The 23,136-nt window shown below is 68.0% G+C and carries 22 protein-coding genes; 13 read left to right on the top strand and 9 right to left on the bottom strand.

All coding sequences use genetic code 11. The features are described 5' to 3' along the window. Positions 1-3 precede the first annotated feature (3 nt). The 8 genes from ACEN9K_RS17380 to ACEN9K_RS17415 all read left to right on the top strand — a co-directional run bounded on the left by ACEN9K_RS17380 (position 4) and on the right by ACEN9K_RS17415 (position 8,553). Positions 4-1,023, top strand: coding sequence for a hypothetical protein (locus ACEN9K_RS17380; protein WP_495634750.1), 1,020 nt, complete (start codon positions 4-6; stop codon positions 1,021-1,023). Positions 1,024-1,129: 106 nt separating this feature from the next. Beyond that, a complete protein-coding gene (locus ACEN9K_RS17385; protein WP_018768765.1) occupies positions 1,130-1,522 on the top strand; it encodes a cupredoxin domain-containing protein in 393 nt (130 codons plus the stop codon). 154 nt (positions 1,523-1,676) lie between these two features. Continuing rightward, a complete protein-coding gene (locus ACEN9K_RS17390; protein ID WP_026265692.1) occupies positions 1,677-2,447 on the top strand; it encodes a CHRD domain-containing protein in 771 nt (256 codons plus the stop codon). A gap of 170 nt (positions 2,448-2,617) precedes the next feature. Continuing rightward, the gene (locus ACEN9K_RS17395) at positions 2,618-3,178 is read left to right on the top strand and encodes a sortase domain-containing protein (protein ID WP_495635719.1); all 561 of its coding nucleotides are present in this window, start codon (positions 2,618-2,620) and stop codon (positions 3,176-3,178) included. Between the two features lie 48 nt (positions 3,179-3,226). Further along, complete coding sequence (locus ACEN9K_RS17400) at positions 3,227-3,859, top strand: hypothetical protein (protein ID WP_495634751.1); 633 nt, start codon at positions 3,227-3,229, stop codon at positions 3,857-3,859. Positions 3,860-3,933: 74 nt separating this feature from the next. Continuing rightward, complete coding sequence (locus ACEN9K_RS17405) at positions 3,934-6,597, top strand: AMP-binding protein (protein ID WP_495634752.1); 2,664 nt, start codon at positions 3,934-3,936, stop codon at positions 6,595-6,597. A 169-nt stretch (positions 6,598-6,766) separates the two neighbouring features. Beyond that, entirely contained in the window at positions 6,767-7,741 is a 975-nt protein-coding gene (locus tag ACEN9K_RS17410) for a hypothetical protein (protein ID WP_488315698.1), read from the top strand. 230 nt (positions 7,742-7,971) lie between these two features. Beyond that, the gene (locus tag ACEN9K_RS17415; protein WP_488315697.1) at positions 7,972-8,553 is read left to right on the top strand and encodes a hypothetical protein; all 582 of its coding nucleotides are present in this window, start codon (positions 7,972-7,974) and stop codon (positions 8,551-8,553) included. A gap of 142 nt (positions 8,554-8,695) precedes the next feature. On the opposite strand, the gene ACEN9K_RS17420 is transcribed toward ACEN9K_RS17415, so the two are convergent. Next, entirely contained in the window at positions 8,696-9,577 is an 882-nt protein-coding gene (locus ACEN9K_RS17420; RefSeq protein ID WP_043424856.1) for a helix-turn-helix transcriptional regulator, read from the bottom strand. A gap of 93 nt (positions 9,578-9,670) precedes the next feature. On the opposite strand from ACEN9K_RS17420, the gene ACEN9K_RS17425 reads away from it, so the two are divergent. The 3 genes from ACEN9K_RS17425 to ACEN9K_RS17435 are packed head-to-tail and all read left to right on the top strand — an operon-like array spanning position 9,671 to position 12,484. Continuing rightward, positions 9,671-10,552 (top strand): aldo/keto reductase, encoded by an 882-nt coding sequence (locus ACEN9K_RS17425; protein ID WP_018768773.1) that lies wholly within the window; start codon positions 9,671-9,673, stop codon positions 10,550-10,552. A 25-nt stretch (positions 10,553-10,577) separates the two neighbouring features. After that, entirely contained in the window at positions 10,578-11,606 is a 1,029-nt protein-coding gene (locus tag ACEN9K_RS17430; RefSeq protein WP_223992529.1) for an aldo/keto reductase, read from the top strand. Between the two features lie 47 nt (positions 11,607-11,653). Then, entirely contained in the window at positions 11,654-12,484 is an 831-nt protein-coding gene (locus tag ACEN9K_RS17435; protein ID WP_495634753.1) for an oxidoreductase, read from the top strand. A gap of 169 nt (positions 12,485-12,653) precedes the next feature. Here ACEN9K_RS17435 and ACEN9K_RS17440 read toward each other — a convergent pair whose 3' ends face one another. Genes ACEN9K_RS17440 through ACEN9K_RS17455 form a run of 4 tightly spaced genes read right to left on the bottom strand, consistent with a single transcriptional unit; the run spans position 12,654 to position 15,674 of the window. Next, complete coding sequence (locus tag ACEN9K_RS17440; RefSeq protein WP_495634754.1) at positions 12,654-13,202, bottom strand: DinB family protein; 549 nt, start codon at positions 13,200-13,202, stop codon at positions 12,654-12,656. Between the two features lie 38 nt (positions 13,203-13,240). Continuing rightward, complete coding sequence (locus tag ACEN9K_RS17445; RefSeq protein WP_495634755.1) at positions 13,241-14,626, bottom strand: FAD-dependent oxidoreductase; 1,386 nt, start codon at positions 14,624-14,626, stop codon at positions 13,241-13,243. Continuing rightward, positions 14,623-15,327: an aquaporin gene (locus ACEN9K_RS17450; protein ID WP_478222972.1), complete on the bottom strand. Its 705-nt coding sequence runs from the start codon at positions 15,325-15,327 to the stop codon at positions 14,623-14,625. Before ACEN9K_RS17450 ends, ACEN9K_RS17445 begins: the two co-directional genes overlap by 4 nt. After that, positions 15,324-15,674: an ArsR/SmtB family transcription factor gene (locus ACEN9K_RS17455; protein WP_018768779.1), complete on the bottom strand. Its 351-nt coding sequence runs from the start codon at positions 15,672-15,674 to the stop codon at positions 15,324-15,326. Before ACEN9K_RS17455 ends, ACEN9K_RS17450 begins: the two co-directional genes overlap by 4 nt. A gap of 140 nt (positions 15,675-15,814) precedes the next feature. Between ACEN9K_RS17455 and map the strand changes: the two genes are divergently transcribed. Next, a complete protein-coding gene (map, locus tag ACEN9K_RS17460; protein WP_495634756.1) occupies positions 15,815-16,588 on the top strand; it encodes a type I methionyl aminopeptidase in 774 nt (257 codons plus the stop codon). A gap of 3 nt (positions 16,589-16,591) precedes the next feature. On the opposite strand, the gene ACEN9K_RS17465 is transcribed toward map, so the two are convergent. Continuing rightward, complete coding sequence (locus ACEN9K_RS17465) at positions 16,592-17,110, bottom strand: GNAT family N-acetyltransferase (RefSeq protein WP_018768782.1); 519 nt, start codon at positions 17,108-17,110, stop codon at positions 16,592-16,594. A gap of 166 nt (positions 17,111-17,276) precedes the next feature. Between ACEN9K_RS17465 and ACEN9K_RS17470 the strand changes: the two genes are divergently transcribed. Next, on the top strand, positions 17,277-17,717 hold the full coding sequence (locus tag ACEN9K_RS17470; RefSeq protein ID WP_056392795.1) for a hypothetical protein: 441 nt from the start codon (positions 17,277-17,279) through the stop codon (positions 17,715-17,717). On the opposite strand, the gene ACEN9K_RS17475 is transcribed toward ACEN9K_RS17470, so the two are convergent. The 3 genes from ACEN9K_RS17475 to ACEN9K_RS17485 form a co-directional block, all read right to left on the bottom strand. After that, positions 17,686-19,662, bottom strand: coding sequence for an APC family permease (locus ACEN9K_RS17475; RefSeq protein WP_018768784.1), 1,977 nt, complete (start codon positions 19,660-19,662; stop codon positions 17,686-17,688). The genes ACEN9K_RS17470 and ACEN9K_RS17475 overlap by 32 nt on opposite strands. A 142-nt stretch (positions 19,663-19,804) precedes the next feature. Next, positions 19,805-20,488: a response regulator gene (locus tag ACEN9K_RS17480; RefSeq protein ID WP_144601359.1), complete on the bottom strand. Its 684-nt coding sequence runs from the start codon at positions 20,486-20,488 to the stop codon at positions 19,805-19,807. Next, entirely contained in the window at positions 20,485-23,058 is a 2,574-nt protein-coding gene (locus tag ACEN9K_RS17485; protein WP_495634757.1) for a DUF4118 domain-containing protein, read from the bottom strand. Before ACEN9K_RS17485 ends, ACEN9K_RS17480 begins: the two co-directional genes overlap by 4 nt. Positions 23,059-23,136 lie beyond the last annotated feature (78 nt).

Consider the following 23,136-nt stretch of genomic DNA (forward strand, 5'->3'; position numbering starts at 1 on the left):
CTCTTGAGACGGTCCCTTGCCCTGGTATCTGCTGTTGCGCTGGCCTTCATTGCCATAACCGGGTTGAGTCCCGGTACCGCCAGGGCTGCGGCCGGGCTGTGCATGGGTGCGCCGCCTGCCGACGGCACCGTGTACGCGGAGAACCGGCAGTTCGTGGACACGCAGTCGTGGTGGATGCCGGACGCTGACCAGGCCAACAACGCCGTCACCAACACCGGCCACCTCCACCTGGGGGCCTGCGTCCCGGAACGGGAAACGATCAGCTCGGGCAACCTCACCGTGAACGTCCGGGTGATCCTTCACGACAACCCGGGCACCGCCGACTACGTGGCCATGGTGTTCAAAACCTCGGACCGGGAAACCACCGTCCAGAAATGCTACCTGCGGGCCGCGGCACCGGACTTCAGCTGCCCGGGGCCGGCCGGCGCCGGCGGGGGCGACTTCACGTGCACCGGCACCTGCGAGCGCTGGCTCACCTTCTCCGCACCCATCTCCGGCTTCAACCACTCAGGCACGCAGGAGGTCCGCTTCCGCGGGTTCGTTTCCGAGCCGGACGGCAACGAAATGAGGGCCAACTTCAACTGGCAGGTCAACATCCAGAACGGCAAGTCCGCCTCCGATGTGACCAGGGACCCCTTCCTGCGGGGCAAGGGCTGGTACACCCACGCCGGATACTGCGAGTCCTCGGTCCGCAGCCTGCCCCTTCCCGACGGACCGGTGTCGGGAGTCTGGGCTCCCCTCGTGGGCCTGACCAGCCACACGGACGGCTCGCGGCCGGCTACCCACTCCTTCATCTCGGTAGACCCGGACTTCCACGCGGTTCCGGCCAACCCGGGGCTGGTCCTCTGGGACTCGGCGGGCGCCTTCGGACCCGAGCCCTTCGGGGCCGCTCCCCTCGCGATCGACACCCGTGGCCTGGCCAACGGCGTGCACAAGCTGCACCTGCGGACGTCCTGCCGGGACGACAAGCTGGGCTCCACCAACTCCGGGGTGATGGTTGTGCCCTTTACGGTGGCGAACTGACCCCCCATCCTGGAGGCCGGGGGCAACGAATAGGGCGCACAGGGTAGTTTCCTGAAGGCCCGCCATCCGGCGGGCAACGGACGCATCCCTCCTGAAAGGGATTGCCATGAAAGCTTCTTCTTGGATCCGGGCCGTCACCGTGGCCATCGCCTTGGGCGGGATCACCGGGTGCGCTGCCGGGAGTGGGAATACTCCTGCCACGCCTTCAGCTGGTTCCCCCAGATCGTCGGCGGAGGGATCGGCGCAAGCCGCCACTTCGGTGATCACGATACGGAATTTCAAGTTCGAGGTCCCCACCACGGTCAGACCGGGATCGATGGTGACGGTGACGAACGCCGACAGCGCCCCGCACACGGTGACGGCAAAGGACCATGGCGGGTTCGACGTTGCGGTCGATCCCGGTGAAACCGCAATTTTCAAAGCGCCCGACTCACCCGGGGAGTACGGGTTCGTTTGCAGCTTCCATTCCCGAATGACGGGAACGCTGATGGTGAAGTGACCGCCACAGCCTCCATCAAAAGAGCAATGACCACACGGAAAAAGTGAATCAGGCCACGTCCACACCCATCCGCTGATGGTGCCGCCGCGAAGTACCGGTGTCTCCTGTCTGGGGACGCCACCATCACACGGACGTGAATGAGGAGATTTTCCGAATGAATAAGTCACTTCGCTTTATGGCAGTCCCCACCCTTGCCCTCGCCGCACTCGCCCTGTCCGGTTCACCTGCAATGGCCGCCGACGGCTCGTACCAGTCAACGCTGAAGCAGATCAACGGCAGCGCCGGATCAGGCACCGTAACAGTTGATGTCATGGGCAACCAGGCCCACGTCGTCCTCAAGGTGTCGGGCCTGCCCGCCACCTTCATGGATGCGCCGTACCCCCACGTCCAGCACATCCACGGCGGGGCCAAGGGCGTCTGCCCCGACCCTTCTGCGGACAAGGACGGCGACAAAGTCATCTCCACCACCGAGGGCGCACCCTCATACGGTGGCATCGTCACCACCCTTTCCACCAGCGGCGATACCAGTAAGGCAGCAGGCCTTGACCTGAAGGTCGCCGGACAGGGCGCTTCCTATACGGTGGACCGCACGTTCGAACTGAACGCCGAAACCAAGGCGGCCCTGGAATCGGGCACGGCAGTGGTTGTGGTCCACGGCCTTGACCCCGCCACCCTCAGCGCCGCAGGCCAGGCCGCCAAGAGTGACCTGGTTCCATCACTGCCGCTGGCGGCTACGTCCCCCGCCCTGTGCGGAACGCTTACGGCCGGCCAAATGAAGATGCCTGCAGGCGGCGCCAACACCGGCATCCCCTCTGAACCCGGCTCTGGCACCGACACCGGGGCCCTCGCCATCGGCGGCGGCCTGGCCCTGGTTGCCCTCGCAGGCGGAGCTTACGCCGTCCGCCGCCGCAACGCGGCAGCATAACCAAGGCTGAACGGATCAATTCTGTGACATCAAGGAATTTCGGCCGCCGTGGAGGTCCCGGGGCCTCTGCGGTGGCCGGGGTTCTGCTCGCGCTTTCCCTGGCGGGCTGTGCCGCCGGGAGCGCCACTACTTCAGACACCAGGCCTTCCCCTTCCGCCTCCGCCCCGCAAGTGGCTTCCCCCGCGGTTACATCAACGGCACCGGCGCCCCCTGTTCCACCAGAAGCCCCTGCTCCACCAGAGGCCCCGGCTGCGCCGCAGCCCCCGGCCGTTCTGAATGCGTCGCTTCCCGCTGTCCTGAGCATTCCCTCCATCGGGGTGCGAACGGACCTTCTCCACTTGGGACTGGAGGAGAACGGTTCGCTGAAAGTGCCGGATGATGTGGGCAACGGCGCACCGGCCAGCTGGTACAACGGTTCCCCCACGCCGGGAGAACGGGGCCCCTCGGTGATCCTGGGCCACGTCAACGCCCTCGGAGGGCACAAGGGCGTGTTCGCTGACCTCCGGAAGCTCAGGCCCGGTGCCGAGATCAACGTTTCGCGGGCCGATGGCAGTACTGCCGTCTTCACAGTCGACCACGGGACCCTTTACTCCAAAAACGAATTCCCCACCCTCGAGGTTTACGGCAACACTGCCGGTGCAGAGCTTCGGCTCATCACCTGCGACGGCTACGACCCCGCAACGGGGCTCTTCGATGACAACTACGTGATCTACGCCAAGCTCAAAGCCTGACAACAGCCGCGCACCCCACTCCCAGGGGCCGGCAGAATTGGATGCGCCATGAAACAGCACAGGTCCCTGCTGGCCTCCGTGGCCCTATGCACCCTGCTGCTTTCCGGCTGTGCAACAGCGGCGGGATCCGTCACCGCAGCTCCAGACAGTTCGACGGCGGCCCCGCCGGCAACGTCACCGGCGGTGGGCCACGACGGCGGCGGCCACCACGCCCAGGAATCGGCATCCCCTGGTCCGCCGGCGGGCGGGCCGAGCGCTGCTGCCCTGATGGTTTGCGGCGACCAGCCGAAGGAGAGGCTGCGGTCCATCCTGGACCTGGCTTCGAACCCGCACACCGTGGACATCTGGGCGGACAGCACCTTCACCTGCACCTACCATCTGGCCGAGGGATCGCTGGTCATTTCTGTCCAGGAAACGGCGGACAAGGCGGCGGCACTCAAGTACTTCACCGCAATGCAGGCCCTCGCAAAAGGCGCAACACCAATCGACGGCCTGGCAAATCTTGGTTTTCCGGCATACGAAACGGCCGACGGATCCGCCGTCTTCCAGAAGGACAGCTTCGTGCTGCACGTAGACGCGTCAGGTCTTCCCCCCGCCTTGGGGCCGGACAGCATCACCCGCAACGCCCTGGCCTACCAGCTTTCGACGACGATCCTGGCCTGCTGGGTGGAACACCACTAACCGACGGCTTTACGGCACAAAAATCTTTCCTAATCCATTTGAGTTAGGTTAGGTTACCCTTCTATGGTTCTCCGGTGACTACAGAGACAAAGCTCGCCGGGGTTCCGTTCGCCGCGGACCTGGCCCGCTTCGGCGACCGCCCAGCCGTCAGCGCCCACGGCCGGTCGCTGAGCTACCGGGAACTGGCCCGGCAGGTGGAGGACATGGTCCGCGCGTTCGGGCCGGCCCGGCGCCTCATTGCGCTGGAAGCCGGGAACACCCTGCCGGCCCTGGTGTCCTACCTGGCGGCCCTGTCCTCCGGCACTCCGTTACTGATCCTGCCCGCGGGGGACTCTGCCGCGGCCGCACTGGTGGCGGCCTACGACCCCGACGTTGTTGTCAGCGCGTCGAACGGCGAAGCGGTCCTGGATGTCCGGCGGCAGCAGACCCGGCACGACCTGCACCCGGAACTCGCGCTGCTGCTGAGCACGTCCGGGTCCACCGGCTCCCCCAAACTCGTCCGGCTTTCCGCCGACGGCATCCAGGCCAACGCCGCCGCGATCGCGGAGTACCTGCAGCTGCGCCCCAGCGACACAGCGGCCACCACCCTGCCCCTCTCCTACTGCTACGGCATGAGCGTGGTGAACAGCCACCTCCTGGCGGGTGCATCCCTGGCGCTGACCGACCTCTCGGTGGTGGACCCCTGCTTCTGGGACCTGGTCCGCACGGAACAGGTGACATCCTTCGCGGCAGTGCCGTACACCTTCGACCTGCTGGACCGGGTGGGCTTCAAGGACATGGATGTGCCAAGCCTGCGGTACATCACCCAGGCCGGCGGACGGCTGGCCCCCGACCGCGTGCGCGCCTATGCCGAACAGGGCCGGCGGCAAGGATGGGACCTGTTCGTCATGTACGGGCAGACCGAGGCCACCGCCCGCATGGCCTACCTGCCGCCGGACCAGGCCCTGGAGCGCCCGGAGGCCATCGGCGTGCCCATCCCGGGCGGGTCCTTCCGGCTTGAGCCGGTGCCCGGCCTGGGCGCGTCCGAGCTGGTGTACTCCGGCCCCAACGTGATGCTGGGGTACGCCGAACAGCCGGCGGACCTCGGCCTGGGCCGGGTGGTCACCGACCTCCGCACCGGCGACCTGGCGCGCCGCGGCCCGGACGGGCTCTACGAGATTGTGGGCCGGCGCAGCAGGTTCGTGAAGATCGTTGGGCTCCGCGTGGATCTGGGCCAGGTGGAGCGGATGCTGGCCGACCTCGGGGTGACGGCTGCGGCCGCAGGCTCCGACGACGCGGTGGTGGCCGCCGTCGAAGGCGACCACGACGTAGCGCTGCTCGCCAAAACCCTTGCGCAGGGCCTGGGCCTGCCGCGCGCCGCCGTCGACCTTTGCCCGGTGGAAGCCATTCCGCGCCTGGGCAACGGAAAGCCGGACTATCCCGCCGTCGCCGCCCTGGCCTGTGGAGGAGAAGCGGACGACGGCGGCCCGGCCGGGGTTGTGGACGCGGGCTCGGATGACGTGGGGCGCATCTTCGCCGAGGTGCTGGAGGTGGACGAGGTTGCCGGGACCGATTCGTTCGTGTCCCTGGGCGGCGATTCACTGTCCTATGTGGCGGCGTCCGTCCGGCTGGAGCGGGCCCTGGGCTACCTTCCCGGGGGCTGGCACCTGATGCCGGTCTGCGAACTGTCGCCATCGCCGCACGTGGTGCCCGCCGCCGTCGCGCCTCCCGGCAGTGCCGGGCCTTCCGGCACTGCTGGGCCTTCCGGCACTGCTGGGCCTTCCGGCACTGCTTCCGGCAATTGGGTGCGCAGGGCCCGGCGGAGGCTGCTCGCGCCGATGGAGACTGGGATAGTGCTGCGCGCCGTCGCCATCATCGCGATCGTCTCCACGCATATTGGGTTCTTCCACTGGCAAGGCACGGCCCACGTGCTCATGGCGGTGGCCGGCTACAACTTCGCCCGCTTCCAGCTGTCGGGGGAGCGTACGGAACGGTTCCGGCGGCACCTGCGCAGCGTCGCGCGGATCGTGGTGCCGAGCGTTGCCGTGATCGCGCTGGCCTTCGCCGTGACGGACAAGTACGCCCTGCACAACGTTTTCCTGTTGAACTCACTGGTGGGGCCGGCGGGGTGGAGCGACTACTCGCGGTTCTGGTTCGTGGAGGTCCTGGTCCACATCCTGCTGGGCCTGGCCCTGTTGCTGGCGGTACCGGCCGTTGACCGGGCGGTGCGGCGCTGGCCGTGGGCGTTTGGGGTGGCCCTGGTCCTGGTGGATCTGCCCCTGCTTTTTGGCCTGGTGGAGAGCCGCTATCCGGGGCAGGGGCCGGTCCTGTGGCTGTTCGGGCTGGGTTGGGCGGCCGCCGCGTCCCGCACCCTGTGGCAACGTTCAGCCGTTACGGTTCTCGCCGTCCTGGCGGCTCCGGCCTCCTTCGACAACCCGTACCGCAGCGCCACCATCCTGGCAGGATGCCTCATCCTGCTCTGGCTGCCCACGCTGCGGGTGCCCCGGGGACTCCACCGGATCATGGCGCTGCTGGCGAGCGCTTCGCTCTACATCTACGTCACCCACTGGCTGGTGTATCCCCTGTTTGATTCCGTTGACCTCTTCGAGCGGGCGGACAAAGGTTTGGCCGTGCTGGCGTCCCTGGCCTGCGGCGTCCTCTACTGGGCAGGGGCCGCCCGGGCCATGGGTGCGGCGGAACGGTGGATCAAGCGGCGGCGGTCCCTCTCCCGCGCCTCGGTTGAGCCGGCCGCTGTGTAGCGGGTTGGGCGCAGACCGGTTTTCGACGCGCAGATTCCCCTGCGCAGACCGTATGTTGCGTGCGCCGGGGAGCATGCGAGTCGAAAATGGGCGACCGCGTCGCCGGGGCTTTTCCACATAGCGGCACTCTCCACTACTGCAGCGAAGGTGTGCCGGGCAATGTGGTTGCATGACCGATCTTCCACCGTTGCTGTTGTCGCGCGACCGCAACCTGCTCGGGTTGAGTGCCAACGATCTCGCCAAACGCGTGCGGTCCGGCGCTTTGGTCCGGGTGCGGCACGGCATCTACATCGACGGCCCAGCGTGGCGGGCCATGAAACCGTGGGAACAGTACCGGGTCCGCATCCAGGCGGCCGCGGAAGCATTCGAGAAGCCCACAGTTTTCGCCCGCCATTCCGCGGCAAGCGTGTGGGAAATCCCCACCATCGGCTTTCATCACCCGGTCAAGGCACTCACATTGAAAAACGACGGCGGCCGGTCACGTGCCGGGGTCAGCCGGCACTTTGCGGCGCGGGCGGATTTGAAGGTGGTCCGGTTGGAGGGCCTCCTGGTCACCGACCGCATCCGGACTGTCCTGGACCTGGCGGCCTTCAGCCCCTTCGCCGAGGCCGTTGCGCCGCTGGACCATGTGCTCCGGCCGGATCCGCGCCGGCAGCTGCCTGCCATCACCAAGGCTGAGCTGGAGAGCGGGATGGGATCGATTTACTCCGCCGCTGCCACGCGGAGAATCCGGGCGGCCATCGAGTTTGCCGATCCCGCTTCAGGCTCGGCCGGGGAGTCCTGGAGCCGGGCGCTGATCCATGCGGCCCGCTTCGAACCCCCGGTCCTCCAACAGCGGTTTTCCGACGCGGACGGGCTGGTTGGTTATTCGGATTTCTACTGGAAGGAGTCCAGGGTTGTTGGCGAATTCGACGGCGAGGAAAAGTACCTCAAGTCCGAGTTCCTCAAGGGCCTGACCGCATCCCAGGCTGTTGTAGCTGAAAAGCAGCGCGAAAACCGGATCCGCGCCCTGGGCTGCAACGTGGTGCGCTGGGACTGGGCCGACCTCAAGGTGCCCGGGACGCTGGAACGGAAGCTGGCGGCGGCAGGTGTGGGCCGCCGTCGTACGCGCTCTGCCGTTATCGACACGCAAAACCGCCTCTGACGCGCATATCCCTTCCCGCGCCCCGTATACGAGCGTCGCAAGGGAGTATGCGTGGCGGCGACAAATATGCGCGTCGAAAACGGCGGCCGTGCACCGAAGCGGGGCCAGGAGCGGGCGGTGCATCAGCGGGTGATTTTTCCTTGTTGACGGCCACGCGACGGGGCTATGTTGGAGCTACGCCCGGGCCCGGCTGGGACGGCCATCGCTGACAGGTCTCGCAGAGGTATGTCATGAGTTATGTCCCCGTCAGCAGACGCACCATCAGGCTGCACCGTGAATCCGAGCGGTCCACGCGGCGCCTTGTTGCTGCCCTGTCCGGTGTTGCCATCGCGGCGTGGCTATTGTCCGTGTTGCTGTCAGCCGCGGTCAGCGTTGACGGCTTCGTCCACGACGTCGATCTGGTGGTGCATGACCTTTTCCTCGTTGTGGCATTCGGCGCCATCATCCTGGTCGACTGGCATGGATTCCTGTGGCTGATCGGCCGGCGGACACTCGGTGAAATCATTCGACTCGATGGGGCAGCAACACCGTTAATCTGGGGTGGCCTGGCCGGCATGCTTGCCACCGGGGTGTTCCTGAGTCCGCACCTGGACAGCCCGATTACAGAGGTCAAGCTCGCGGCGGTCCTGGTGCTCAGCCTGAACGGAATCATGCTGATCCCCCTGATGCGGCGGCTCGCGCGGCTCCCTGCCAGGACTGCGTTCAAGGATCTATCCACTGGCCAGCGCGTCCACCTGATGTCATGCCTGGTGGTCTCGCAGCTCTGCTGGTGGACGGCGATCATCATTGGGTTCATCAACGCGCAGTCCTGACGCGCAAAGCCGCTGACGACGCGCACATTCCCTGGCGCGGCCCAAATATGGGGTGCGCTTACGAATATGCGCGTCGAGGACGGATATGGGGTTCACAACCGAATATGCGCGTCGAGAACGGGTTTGCGCAGCGCAGGCTGGCTCAGGTGGCCTTCTCCTGGGCCGGAACCCCGGCCGCCGCCTGCGTAGCCGCCCAGCTGGCGAGGACCTTCAGCGCGTCCTCGGACGGGCTGCCTGGCTCGGCGGTGTAGATGTTGATCCGCAGCCCGGGATCCGCGGGGAGCTCCATCGCCTCGTAGGCCAGGTCCAGGTCCCCCACGATCGAGTGGTGGAGTCGTTTGCGGCCGGTGCGGTGGTACTTCACGTCGTGCCGGGCCCAGCGGACGCGGAACTCCCCGCTGCGCGTTGAGAGCTCCCCGATCAGGTCGGACAGGTCCTTGTCGTACGGGTTCTTCCCGGCCGTGGACCGCAGCACGGCCACGATGTCGTCAGCGGCGCGCTCCCAGTCGGCGAAGAACTCCCGCGCTTTCGGGCTCAGGAAGGTGAACCGTGCGCTGTTGGGTGGGGTGCCGCCGTCGGTCATCATCTCCAGGTACAGGGCCCGGCCCAGCTCATTGGACGCCAGCACATCGCCGCGGTCGTTGCGGACCCAGGCCGGCGCCGCCGTAATCGCATCGATCACCCGCTGCACGCTGGGCCGCACCGTCTGCGGGCTCCGCTTGCGCCGTGCCCGCGGAGCAGCCGTGGACGCGCGGGCCAGGTCGAAAAGGTGGGCGGTCTCGGCGTCGTCCAACTGCAGGGCGCGGGCCAGGGACTCCAGGACACTGTCCGACGCTCCGGACAGATTTCCCCGCTCCAGCCGGATGTAGTAATCGATGCTCATCCCGGCGAGCATGGCCACCTCCTCCCGGCGCAGGCCCTTAACCCGCCGGTTGCCGCCGTACGCGGGCAGCCCGGCGTCGTCCGGTGTGATCCTGGCGCGGCGGGAGGTCAGGAACTTCCGCACGTCATCGCTGTTCGTCATGGCACCCACGCTACGCCGGGCAAATATCCCAAGGGAGGGACTGCCAGCCCCTCCCACAAACCCGTCCACCCCAATACCGTGAAAGGCATGGTTATGGAACTCACGCTCAACAACAAAATCACAATGCCGGCGCTCGGCCTGGGCGTCTTCCAGAGTCCCCCGGAAGAGACGACGTCGGCGGTCCAGACCGCGCTCGAGGTGGGCTACCGGCACATCGACACCGCCGCCGCCTACGGCAACGAGCGGGAGGTTGGCGAGGGCATCCGCCGTTCAGCCCTGGACCGGGCCGAGGTGTTCATCGAGACCAAGGTCTGGGTGAGCGACTACGGCTACGACCGGGCCCTGCACGCCTGGGACAAGGCCGCCGGCAAGCTGGGCGTGGAGCAGCTGGACCTGTTCATCCTGCACCAGCCCGCCCCGGACCGGTTCGAGAAGACCATCGCCGCGTACAAGGCGCTGGAGACCCTGCTCAAGGACGGGCGGGTGCGGGCCATCGGCGTCAGCAACTTCATGCCTCACCACCTGGCGCAGCTGCTCGAGGAAACCGACGTGGTCCCGGCCGTCAACCAGATCGAACTGCACCCCTACTTCGCCCAGCGGAACGTCCAGGCGGCGGACGCCGAGCACGGCATCCTCACCCAGGCGTGGTCGCCCATCGGCGGCATCACGTTCTACCCGGGCTGGGGCGAGAACCGGAAAAACGTCATGCGGGACCCGGCGATCGCCGCCGTCGCGCAGGCCCACGGCAAGACCCCCGCACAGGTGATGCTCCGCTGGCACCTGCAGCAGGGCCGCTCCGCCATCCCCAAGTCCACCAACCCGGCCCGCATCGCGGAGAACTTCGACGTGTTCGGCTTCGAGCTTTCCGCGGCCGAGCTCGCCGCCATCGACGCCCTGGACACCGGCGTCCGCAGCGGTCCCGACCCGGACGTGGCCCGCCCCGAGCGGTTCGCCATGGTCATCCCCGAAGCCTAGAAGCCCAAGAAGAGAAGGAACCAGCATGGAATACCGCCCGCTTGGCCGCACCGGTGTGCAGGTCAGCCCCCTCTGCCTCGGTGCCATGATGTTCGGCCCGTGGGGCAACAACGACCGCGCCGACGCCACCCGCATCATCCACCACGCCCTGGATGCCGGCATCAACTTCGTCGATACCGCGGACGTCTATTCCGCCGGGGCCTCCGAGGAGATTGTCGGGGAGGCGCTCGCAGGAAAGCGCGATGACGTCTTCCTGGCCACCAAGTTCTTCATGCCCATGGATGAGGACCGCCCCAACCGCCGGGGCGGCTCCCGCCGCTGGATCATGCGCGCGGTAGAGGACTCGCTGCGCCGGCTGAACACCGACTACATCGACCTGTACCAGGTACACCGGCCCAGCCCGGACACCGACGTGGAGGAAACCCTGGGCGCCCTCACCGACCTGGTCCGCCAGGGCAAGGTGCGCTACATCGGCTCCTCGTCCTACTCCGGCTCCCAGATCGTGGAGGCGCAGTGGGCGTCCCGCGAGCGGAACCTGGAGCGGTTCGTCACCGAGCAGCCGCCGTACTCCATCCTGACCCGCGGCATCGAGGAGGATGTGCTGCCCACCGTGCAGCGGCACGGCATGGGGACACTGACCTACAGCCCGCTGGCCGGCGGCTGGCTTTCCGGCCGGTGGCGGAAGGACTCGGCATCCAGGCCCACTTCCAGTGCCCGCCCCAGCGCCCGGTTCGACATGACCCAGCCCGCCAACCAGCGCAAGCTGGACATCGTGGAGGAGCTCGCCCAGGTGGCCGAATGGGCCGGCGTCACCATGATCGAGCTGGCCATCGCGTTCGTGATCAACCACCCCGGCGTTACCTCCGCCATCGTGGGTCCGCGCACCATGGAGCAGCTGGAGTCCTACCTCCCCGCGGCGGACACCAAGCTGGCGCCCGAGGTGCTGGACCGCATCGACCAGCTGGTGGCGCCCGGCGTCACCGTCAACCCGGACGACAACAGCTACGGCGCCCATGAACTGACGGCACAGGCACGACGGCGGCACCGGGCTTAAATGCCGGCGCCCGCCTCACTCTCCAACCCCCTATGAAAGGAAAAACCATGGCAACGTGGCTCATCACAGGCTGCTCCACCGGACTTGGCCGGGCACTGGCGGAAGCCGTGCTCGCGTCCGGGCACAACGCCGTCGTCACCGCCCGCAAGGTGGAAACGCTGCAGGAGGTCACCGCCGGCTTCCCGGACAGCGCGCTGGCACTCCCGCTGGACGTCACGGACAAGACGCAGATCAGCGCGGCGGTCAAGGCGGCGGAGGAAAAGTTCGGCAGCAGCGACGTGCTGGTCAACAACGCCGGCTACGGCTACCGGGCCGCCGTGGAGGAAGCGGACGACGGCGACATCCGCCGCCTGTTCGACACCAACTTCTTCGGGGCCGTGGACATGATCAAGGCAGTCCTCCCGGGCATGCGTGCCAACAAGGCCGGGTCCATCCTGAACATCTCATCCATCGGCGCCCGGATCACCCCCGCCGGCTCCGGCTACTACGCGGCCACCAAGGCCGCGCTGGAGGGCATGTCCGGGTCGCTGCGCAACGAGCTGAAACCGCTGGGCATCAACGTCACCGCCATCGAACCAGGCGGCTTCCGGACGGACTTTGCGGGCCGCTCGCTGACCCAGTCCTCGACGGCGATCGACGACTACGCGGACACGGCCGGCAAGCGCCGCAAGGAACACGACACCGCCCACGGCAACCAGCCCGGCGACCCGGACAAAGCCGCCCGGGCCATCATCGCCGTCGTCGAATCCGCCAACCCGCCAGGCCTCCTGGTCCTGGGCACCGACGCCTTCGGCGCGTTCGGCAAGGTGGCGGAAGCCCAGCGCGCCGAGCTGGAGCAGTGGCAGGAGCTGAGCACCAGCACCGACATCACGGACTGAGCCGGTCAGCTACCGGCCGGGCTGGCTTCAGCGACGCGCAACTTCATCTTCGCGGCTCAAACTCCCCCACGCAGCCCAAATCAGGACCGCGAAGGGGAATGTGCGCGTCGGAAATGAAGAGGCGCGTCGCAGCAAAACGGCGCAGGCCCGGTGCGAGGGTTAGTTCGCGCTACCTGCCTGGGCGCAGGGGCGGCAGCGTGGTCAGGCTGAGCTGCGCGCGGTGGTGACGGTAGTGCTTGGGCGCCCACTCCAGGACGTCCCGGCGGCTCATCCACGGCATGAAATAGGGGTCCCACGCAGTGGGCATCGTCATGCCGCGGCCCAGCGCATCCTGGTTCGCGTGGCCGTACCAGTTCACGATCACCGCCGTAGTCCGGTCCATCATCCGGAGCATGCCGGCTGGCTTCAGGACCTGGCCCCCGGCCGCGCTCCCGGCCCAGTTCACCCAGTTGTACGGGCGGGCGCACGAATCCAGGAGGCGGCTCCAGGTCCGGGAGGCCGGGGGCGGCAGGTGCGAGAACAGCCCCAGGAGCGGTATGCCCGCCAGCGTGATGTTCTGGCCCAGGACCATGTGGAAGAGCAGTTGCCGGTTGGTCCACCGCGTTCCGATGGACGGGAGGTCCAGCTCGTCATCGCTGGCGCCCAGGACGATGTTCCGGAAGTCGGCCGCGATCCACAGCAGGTCCGCCTTCACGGGGTCACTGTCCGGTTCCGTCATCGGGGCCTCCCGTCCTTGGACATCAGCCGGTGGTCACATCATAGGCTGGCAGGTTCGGCGGTGCGTCCGTGCTGCAGGCCCGTGGCGAAGCCGATGGTCACGGGCACCGGCGCGGGCGTTCCGCAGCAGGAGTCCCCGGCGGTGTCGGCGGCGTCACCGGCCTCGGTAGGGAGGCTGGTGGAGCACACCCCGGTCTCCGGCAGTTCGAGTTCCACGGCGTCCGCGGCTTCGGTATCACCTGCCAGGGCTGCGGCGATGGAGCGGACCTGTTCGTAGCCCGTGGCCATGAGGAAGGTGGGCGCCCGGCCGTAGGACTTCATGCCGGCCAGGTAGAAGTCCTTTTCCGGCTGTTCCAGGATCCTGGCGCCATGGGCCGGAACCGTGCCGCAGCTGTGGAAGTCAGGATCGATCAGCGGGCCCAGGGCCTTGGGGGCATCGACGGCCGGATCCAGGTCCAGCCGCAGCTCGGACAGGATGGACAGGTCCGGCCGGAACCCTGTGGCCGGGATGACCCTGTCCACGGTGAGGCTGCGGCCATCCGTTGCGTGCACGGTGACCTTGCCGTCACGGGTTTCGAGGCGGCCGGTGTGGAAGTTTGTGAGGAGCTGGACTGCACCGGTGTCGACGGCGGTGTGCAGCCGGGCGCCCAGCTGGCCGCGGGCGGGCAGCTGGTCGGCGTCCCCGCCGCCGTAGGCACGGGCAGGCGTGGCGGCCCGGATGGCCCAGAGGACTTCCGTTCCCGGGTTGGCGCGGGCCACGCGGGCCAGGTCCAGGACCATGTTGGCGGCGGAGTGTCCGGAGCCGATGACAAGGGTGCGGCGGCCGGCGAATCCGCCGCCGGCCACGTCCGGCAGGGGCCCGGTGACCAGCCCGGCGGCCCGGGCTTCCGTCTCACCCGGGGCGGGCAGGCCGGAAGCTCCCAGGGGTGCCGGCGTGGTCCAGGTTCCGGAGGTGTCAATAACGGCGCGGGCCAGGAGCTCCGACGTTTCCCCGCTGCCGTCCTGGATGCGCAGGAGGAACGGGGCGTCGTCGCGGCCCTGGCTGCGGCCCTTGTCCATGCCCTGCCGGCTGACAGCAACTACCTTCGCCCCGGTCCGGATCCGGTCCTTGAGTTCCGGTGTGGCGGCCAGCGGTTCCAGGTAGTCGGAGACGATCTGGGAGCCGTACGGCAGCGCGGTGGGGCGGGGCGCTTCCCAGCCGGCCCGTTCCAGCAGGCGCACGGCGGCGGCATCCAGGTTGTACTTCCACGTGGAGAAGACGCGCACATGGCCCCACTCGCGGATGGCGGCACCCACCGTGGGCCCGGCCTCGAGCACGATGGGTTCCAGTCCGCGTTCCAGCAGGTGCGCGGCCGCGGCCAGGCCGACGGGCCCGGCGCCGATGACGGCCACGGGGAGGGATGCGGAGCTTGCCTTGTAGCTCATGAGAGCACCTTTCGGTCGGCCGCCGGGGCGGCGGAAACAGCAGCAAAGGAGGGGTAGAGGAAGCGGACCAGGAGGAATCCGGCGGCGCCGCCCAGCAGCTGCGCCAGGATGAAGGCAGGGGCCGACGGCGGCGCGATGCCGGCAAAGGTGTCCGTGACGGTGCGCGCCATGGTCACCGCAGGGTTGGCGAAGCTGGTGGAGCTGGTGAACCAATAGGCGGCCGTGATGTAGCCGCCGACGGCGAACGCCACGCGGTCAGCACGGCCCGACCGGACGGTGCCGAAGATGACCAGCAGCAGGCCCACCGTGGCAATGACCTCCCCCAGCCAGAGCGGGACGCCGGTGCGCTGGTGCGTGGACCAGCTGACCGCGTCCAGCCCGAACATCAGGTTGGCGGCCACCGTGCCGGCCAGGCCGCCCAGGATCTGCCCCGCAACCAGGCCGGCCGCCGTGGTGGTGTCGATCATCCCCAGCGCGCGTTCCACCAGGGTCACCACCGGATTGAACGACGCCGACACCGGCTGCAGTGCCATGATCAGCGCCACCAGCGCGGCACCCGTGGCGAGGCTGTTCTGCAAAAGCTGCAGGCCGACGTCGTCCGGTGACAGCCTGGAGGCCATCACGCCCGAGCCGACCACGGCCATGACCAGGAACGCGGTGCCGAGAAACTCTGCCGTGGCACGCCGGGCCAGACCTGTCATGCGGCCTGCCCGCCGATCAGGGCGGCCAGGTTCTGCAGGGCCTCGGTGCGGGCCCGGTAGTAGACCCACACGCCGCGCTTTTCCCGCTCCAGCAGACCCACCTCATGAAGGATCTTCAGATGGTGGCTGATGGTGGGCTGGGACAGCTCGAAGGCATCGTTGAGGTCGCAGACGCAGGCTTCGCCGCCCTCATGCGAGGCGACCATGGACATCAGCCGCAGCCGGACCGGATCCGCCAGGGCCTTCAGCAAGGGGGCGATCCCTTCAGCTTCCGGCAGGGACAAAGGCTCCCGGGCCAGCGGCGCGCAGCACGCCACCGCCTGGACCGGGGTCAACTCCAAAGACATAGACACACGTAAATATTTACATTCATCTATGTCTTTGGCAACCCCAACATTCCGCTGTACGAAAGAGCCCCTTGCACCCTTCTGCGCAGGGGCAAATAGGATGGCACCTGGAGCTAACCGCCGCACACGAAGGGCGCACCATGATCGAGATCCTCACCCCGGCTGAGGTGGCCCGCGCCCGGGAGACCGGCGCCTTGGTGGCTGACATCCTGCAGGCGATGAAAAGCCGCGCAACCGTCGGCACCAACCTCCTGGACATCGACCAGTGGACCAAGGAGATGATCACCGACGCGGGGGCGGAATCCTGCTACGTGGACTACGCGCCGTCCTTCGGCCGGGGTCCCTTCGGCCACTACATCTGCACGGGCGTCAACGATGCCGTGCTGCACGGGCTGCCCCACAACTACGCACTGGCCGACGGCGACCTGCTGACCCTGGACCTCGCCGTCGTCAAGAACGGGATGGCCGCGGATGCCGCCATCAGCTTCATCGTGGGCGAATCACGGCCGGCGGAGAGCGTGGCGATGATCGAGGCGACGGAACGCGCCCTGGCAGCCGGGATCGCCGCCGCAGGGCCGGCATCCAAGATCGGGGACATCTCGTACGCCATCGGCCGCGTCCTCATTGATGCGGGGTATCCGGTCAACACGCAGTTCGGCGGCCACGGCATCGGTTCCACCATGCACCAGGACCCGCACGTGCCCAACACCGGGCGGCCCGGCCGCGGCTTCAAGCTGCGGCCCGGGCTTCTGCTCGCGCTGGAGCCCTGGATCATGGCGGACACGGACCAGCTGGTGACGGACGACGACGGGTGGACGCTAAGGAGCGCCACCGGCTGCAGGACGGCCCACACCGAGCACACCATCGCCATCACGGAGGACGGCGCCGAGATCCTGACGCTGCCTTCGAGGTAGGCCTTACTCCGTCCCGGCCACCGCGCTGCGGCGTTCCAGGAGCAGGGTGTCCTGCCAGTGCCCGGCCTTGGGGCCGTGGCTGATCCGCGCGATCCGTTCCCTGGTTCCCACCACCCGGAAGCCGAGCTTCCGGTGCAGCGCCAGGCTGGCCGTGTTCTCCGGGAAGATGCTGGACTGGATGGTCCAGATTCCTGCCGCCTCCGTGGAATCGATCAGTGCACCGAGGAGCAGCCTGCCCACGCCCCGGCCGTGCGTTTCCGGCGCCACGTAAATGGAGTGCTCCACGACGCCCCGGTAGACCTCCCGGGACGAAACGGACGTCACGGCGGCCCAGCCCAGAACCCGGCCCGCGTCCTCGGCGATCAGCCGGTGCCCGGGCAACCGGCCGCCGTCGAACGCCTCCCAGGTGGGCGGCTCGCTCTCGAACGTCGCCTCCCCCGTGGCAATGCCGGCGGCGTAAATCGCGTGGACGGCGTCCCAGTCCTCGGGGCACATGGGGCGGATGGTGACGGGGCTGTGCATGGGTTCCATTATGGTGGCCGACCACGGCGCTGGTGGCCCAGGCATCTCCCCGGCGGGACAGGCTGTAAATATTCCGTCAATAAAACGGCCCTGCCGCCCCGGCCGCGCGTGCACCGTCCTTTGATGGAGGCAGGTCAGCACATGCACGTGACGGCAAGGAGCGGAGATGCGGTGGGATGAGGCGCCCGATGACCGTGGCAGGGTCAGGTTTGCCGCGGCAGCCGAGGCCGTGGAGGGCTACGGCGGGCGCGCACTGAACGGCCGCGCCCTCCACCCGGCCGGCGGCTACCTTTTCCCCGACCAGGACGGCGAGGGGTGGTGGGTCATTTTCCAGCCGTGGCCCTCGACGGGCGGGCAGGGGCACAGAGTGCCCGGCGACATCCTGGCCTGCAACGATTCCTACGGCGACATGGTGCATGTGATGGTGCTGGCGGCGGGCGTGCGGGAGGACGACGCCGAGGCGGCCTTCCGCGCGGACGTCCCGGTCAGCCTGGCGGACGCCGCGCGGGTGGCGGCAACAGTGCCGCACGTGGCTGCCCCTGCGCACAGGGACGGGACGACGACGTATCCCCCGGTCAGCCGACGTGGACCCACGGGCGCTGGGTGACGTCCGGGACGGCCTCGCGCAGCACCTCCCTGGTCACCGGCGCGATTTCGCCCTCGCCCAGGAACAGGAACCGCACCAGGTTGGTGATCGGATTCCCCTCAGTCCAGCGGAAGTAGATGTGCGGCATGAGCCCCGTGACGTCCCTGATATGCAGCAGTACCGAGGCGATGGTATTGGGAACAACCGGCCCGTGGACTTCCAGGATGTGGTAACCGTGGCGGTTCACGCCACGGACGTACAGTTCCGTTTCAAAGTCGGAGGAGTCATCCACGATCACTTCCAGGAACAGGGCATCGCCTGCCAGCGGGAGGTGGCTGACCTCGATGGCCGACTCAAGCTTGTCCCGGTATGCCTCCGCAGACATCCGCAGCGGCTCGTGCGCGATGATCGCGATGGGGCCGTCCAGGGTGCTGGACATGAACTCCAGGGCCTGCTGGTCCAGGTGCACCCGGGTTGCATGCAGCTCAAAGGACCGGCGGACCCTGGACAGCAGGGAGATGACGATGATGCCCAGGATGAAGATCGCCGCGATCCGGATGCCTTCGGGCCGCTCGAAGATGTTGGCCACCGTGGTGTACGCGAACACCACGGAGATGGCACCGAAGCCGAAGGTGAGGTTCCGTTGCCCGCGCCGGCGCGCCGACAACGTGACGGCCACCGCTGCGGAGGTCATCAGCACCAGGACGCCGGTGGCGTAGGCACCGCCCTGGGCGTCGACGTCGGCGTTGAAGATGAAGGTGATGAGGAACCCGACCAGGGTGAACACAAGCACCAGGGGCCTGACAGCCTTGGCCCACTCCGGGGCCATGCCGTAGCGGGGCAGGTACCGGGGAACCAGGTTCAGCAGGCCGGCCATGGCCGAGGCACCGGCAAACCAGAGGATGCCGATGGTGCTGATGTCGTAGACGCTGCCGAAGCCCACGCCCAGGTATTCGTGCGCCAGGTAGGCCAGGGCGCGCCCGTTCGCCTGGCCGCCGGGCTGGAATTCCTGTTCCGGAATCAGGACAACGGTAATGAAGCTGGTGGTCAGCAGGAACACGCTCATGATCGCCGCAGCGGTGGTGAGCATGCGCCGGGCTCCGCGGATTCGGCCCGCCGGGTTCTCCTCCGTGTCATCCGCCGCTCCGCGGACCTGCGGCATCACGGCAACGCCGGTTTCGAAGCCGGACAGGCCCAGCGCCAGTTTGGGGAACACCAGCAGTGCGATGGCCACCGTCATCAGGGGGTTGCCGTGGGACACCCACAGATTCGTCCACCAGTCGCCCATCGCCACCGGGTGGGAGACCACCTGCATCAGGGTGGCAACCACCACCACCGCATTCAGGCCCAGGTACAGGACAACCAGGAAGACGGCGACGCCGATCGCTTCCTTGAACCCGCGCAGGAACACGGCAGCCAGCAGGGCCAGCAGGAAAAGCGTTACGGGGACGTTCTGGTTTTGGAGCCAACCGGGGGCAACAGGGTTGCCGATCAGGTGCGCGGTGGCATCGGCGGCCGAGAGCGTCATGGTGATCATGAAGTCGGTGGCGGCGAACCCGAGCAGGACCAGCACCAGGAGCTTTCCTCCCCAGCGGGGCAGCAGCCGCTCCAGCATGGCAATGGAGCCCTCACCGCGGGGGCTTTCACCGGCAACCCGGCGGTAGACCGGCAGGGCGCCCAACAGTGTCACGGCCACAAGGACCAGGGTGGCCAGCGGGGAGATGACACCGGCTGCCAGCGCGGCGATGGCCGGCTGGTAGCCCAGGGTGGAGAAGTAGTCCACGCCGGTAAGGCACATGACCTGCCACCACGAGTGCTTTTTTTCGTGCTGGGTGGGAACACCGCCGGGGCCCTGGTGGGTGCCCTTGCTGTCCTGCAGCCCGAACAGCAGCCAGTCCTTCAGCGCCTCCCTTCCGTGCGGGTGGGTGGCGGAAGGATCCGCCGGGGGCCTGCTCAACGTGGTCATGTCTGCCTTTCCGCGCTGCCCGTTGCACCGCGATCATTGCGAAGCTAGCACCGGCGAAATTGGCGGAAGCGCCAGAAAGGGAATTCTTGATGTTTCCTTTACGCGTGATGTTCGACGGCGGCCGGAGCGGTCCGGCGGCAGGTCACGGCTCGAAGCGGTAGCCCATGCCGGCCTCGGTCAGCAGGTGGCGGGGGCGGGCGGGATCCGCCTCCAGTTTGCGCCGCAGTTGGCCCATGTAGACACGCAGGTAGTGGGTCTCGTTGTCATAGCCGGGACCCCAGACCCTGGCGAGCATCTGCTGTTGCGTTATCAGCCGGCCGGGATTCCGCACCAGCATTTCCAGGATGGCCCACTCGCGGGGGGTGAGCCGGACCGGGTCCCCCGCCCGGGTCACCTTCCGGTTGGCCAGGTCCACCTGGAAGTCACCCACATCGATGGCGGCCCCGCCGTCCGCCACGTCCAGCGTGCCGCTCCGGCGGCCGGCAACGCGCAGCCGGGCCAGGAGTTCGTCCAGGCCAAACGGCTTGGTGACGTAGTCGTCCGCCCCGGCGTCCAGGGCCCGGACCTTGTCCACGGACCCGTGCCGGGCGGAAAGCACGATGATGGGCATGCTGCTGGTGCGGCGGATCCTGGTGATCACGTCCACGCCGTTGATGTCCGGCAGTCCGAGGTCCAGCACCATGGCATCCGGATGGCCGCCTTCCGCGTGCTTCAGGGCGGCCACCCCGTCCAGGGCGGTCAGCACCCGGTAGCCCTCAGCCTCCAGGTTGACCTGGAGGGCACGCAGGAACTGCGGCTCGTCGTCAACGATCAATACGGTCCTCATGAGGTGCTGGTGCCTGCTTTCCGGCGAGGGGTGGAAACGTCCGGTGCGGCAACCTGGGGCAGGCGGATGACCATGGTCAGTCCCCCGCCCGGGGTCGGCTCGGCCAGCAGGTGACCGCCCATGGCCTCGGTGAAGCCTTTCGCGACGGCGAGGCCAAGCCCCATCCCGAGTCCCGCGGGGGCGTCGTCGAGGCGCTGGAAGGGCTGGAACATGCCCTCGACGGCGGCAGCGGGCACGCCCTGCCCGTGATCGACGATGTGCAACTCGCCAAAGGGGGTTCCGCCGTCGCCCACTCCCCTGGTTCGCGTCGAAACGCCGACGATGGCCACGTCGGACGCCGGCGCGTATTTAAGCGCGTTTTCCACGATGTTGGCGATGACCCGCTCCAACATCCCCAGGTCGGCATAGATCGCAGGGATGTCCGGGGGAAGCTCCACCCGGATCCGGTCCGCCGGGAGGCCGCGCAGCGCGTCCTCGATTGCATCACGCCACGTGACGGGCGCTGTCAGTGGCGCAGCCGAACCGCTGGAGATCCGGGACATGTCCAGGAGGTTGGCGATCAGGGCGTCCAGGCGCTCGGTGTAGGACTCGACGGTCTCGAGCATCTCGGCCTGCACCTCATCGGGAAGCCTGCGGCTCTGGCGCCGCAGGGCCGTTACGGCCAGTTTTATCCCCGCCAGCGGCGTGCGCAGGTCATGGCTGACCGCCCGCAGGATGGCCGTGCGGACGTTGTTGCCCTCGGCCATCTTCGCGGTGCTCTGCAGCGTCCGCTGAAGGGCATGGCGCTGGCGCAGCAACAGGAGGTGGGCGCCGTGGGCGGACAGGAGGAGCCGGTCCCCGGCGGTGAGGGTGCGTCCGGAGAGGACCAGGGCGGTCCGCTCGTCGGCGAGTTCCACGCTGTCCGTCAACCCTGCCGTGTCCGGGGAGGGAGGAGGCGCCTCCCCGGAGAACGCCTGGAGCTCCCATGCTGCGTCTTTGTCCCCGGATGTGGTGAAGAGCCCGGCCGAACGGACCTGGAAGGTTTCCCGGACCTTGCCCATGAACGCTGCAACGGTGTCATCGGCCAGGAGGGCATCGTGGGCGAGGTCCGCGAGGGTGGCGGCTTCCGCGCGGGCCCGTGCGGCTTCCCGGGCGCGCCTTGCGGACAGTCCCACCACCAGTGACACGGCCACCGCGGCACTGAGGAAGACCAGCAGCGCGAAGACGTTTTGCGGGTCGCTGATATTGAGCGTTCCCACCGGGTCCGTCTGGAAGTAGTTCAGCAGCAGCGAGTCCAGGACGGCGGCGAGCACCGCAGGCCACAGGCCGCCGATGAACGCCACGGCCATCACCCCGGTCAGATGGACCAGTGCGTGGGTGGCGAGGTTGAGCTCCGGGTTGCGGGACAGCGCCGCCGTTACCAGGACCGGGAGGACCACAGCCAGGACGAAGCCGATCAGCGTGCGCCTGCCGCTGAGCGCCGCGGGAGATGGCCCCGGCAGTCCAGGGCCGCCCTGGGGAAGGGAGACGATGTGCACGTCGATATCGCCCGAGCCCCGGACCACTTTGGCGCCTGCACCGATACCGAGGATCCTGCTCCGGAGCGTCCCCGGTGAGGCGCCGATGACGATCTGGGTGGCGTTGACGCTGCGGGCGAATTCGAGGAGGGACCCCGCTGCGTCCTCACCGGACACCGTATGGCAGGTGCCGCCGAGGTCGGCGACGAGGCGCCGCTGCGCGTCCAGCAGCTGCCCTCGCGTCGCGGCCGTGCTTTCGGCGCGCCGGACGTGAACCGCCAGCAGGTCCCCGCCGTTGACCCGGGACAGGATCCGGGCCGCCCTCCTGATGAGCAGCTCCCCTTCGGGGCCTCCACTGAGTCCGACGACAACCCGCTCGCGGGCCGGCCAGGTGGCGGTGATCCCCTGGCTTTTCCGGTAGCCCGCCAGCCCTTCGTCCACCCGGTCCGCCAGCCAGATCAAGGCGATTTCACGCAGGGCAATGAGATTGCCCAGCCGGAATTCGTTGGCCAGGGCAGCGTCGATCCTGTCCCTGGGCACAACGTTCCCGTCAGCAACCCTCTGGCGCAGGAGTTCGGGCGATATGTCCACCAGCTCGATGTGGTCTGCCCGCCGCACCACGGCGTCCGGGACCGGTTCCCCGTCTGGTTCGTCGGTGATTGCGGCGACGACGTCTTTCAGCGATGCCACATGCTGGACGGCAAGCGTGGTGAGCACGTCCGTCCCCGCCGCCAGAAGCTCCTCGATGTCCTGCCAGCGGCGGGTATTCCTGCTGCCCGGAGCATTGACGTGCGCATACTCGTCGACGACGGCCACCTCCGGTTTCCTTGCCAGCACAGCGTCCAGGTCAAGCTCGGGTACCTCCGCCCCGTTGCCGTCGGGCAGAAGGCGCGGCGCCACGACGTCGAGCCCGTCAAGGAGCTGCCCGGTGTCAGGCCTCCCGTGCGCGGCGGCGATGCCGATCACGACGTCCCTGCCGCCGGCCAGGATCTGGTGCGCCTCACGCAGCATGGAGTACGTGGTGCCGGCCCCCGCGGCCGCACCCAGGAAGATCCGAAGCGTTCCCCGTGCCATACCCACAGTCTTATCCCCTCCGGCCATACTGACCAACCCGTTGCCTCCGCGGGTCAGACGTGGGCGGGCGCTCGAGCA

This window comes from Pseudarthrobacter sp. Pseusp20 (genome assembly GCF_059492155.1).